Annotated in this window: 1 protein-coding gene; it reads left to right on the top strand. The window is 59.8% G+C overall.

The window, feature by feature from the left end; translation table 11 throughout:
* The coding region (locus tag EE949_RS28925) for an efflux RND transporter permease subunit (protein WP_164666851.1) at positions 1-445 on the top strand (445 nt) is incomplete at both ends.

The following is a 445-nucleotide window of genomic DNA, read 5'->3' as shown; positions in this document are numbered from 1 at the left end:
GCCCACCATCACCGTGCTCGGCGACATTGCCGAGCATCTGCAGCCGCCGGATGTGTCGTCGAAGATCATCAAGGAACTGCAGCCGATCATCGACCACCTGCCGGCCGGTTACCGTATCGATCAGGCCGGTTCGATCGAGGAGTCGGCCAAGGCGACCGTGGCGTTGCTGCCGCTGTTCCCGATCATGATTGCGGTCACCTTGCTGATCATCATCCTGCAGGTGCGTTCGATGTCGGCGATGGTCATGGTGTTCATGACCGCGCCGCTGGGGCTCATTGGGGTAGTGCCGACCTTGCTACTGTTCAATCAGCCGTTCGGCATCAACGCGCTGGTGGGGCTGATCGCGCTGTCCGGCATTCTGATGCGCAACACGCTGATTCTGATCGGGCAGATCGATCAGAACGAAAAGGATGGGCTTGATCCTTTCCATGCCGTGGTTGAAGCC

The sequence above is a fragment of the Pseudomonas viridiflava genome (genome assembly GCF_900602065.1).
Taxonomy (GTDB): Bacteria; Pseudomonadota; Gammaproteobacteria; order Pseudomonadales; family Pseudomonadaceae; genus Aquipseudomonas.
The sequence above is the reverse complement of the archived record's forward strand: the minus strand, read 5'-3'. Positions and strand labels throughout refer to the sequence as shown.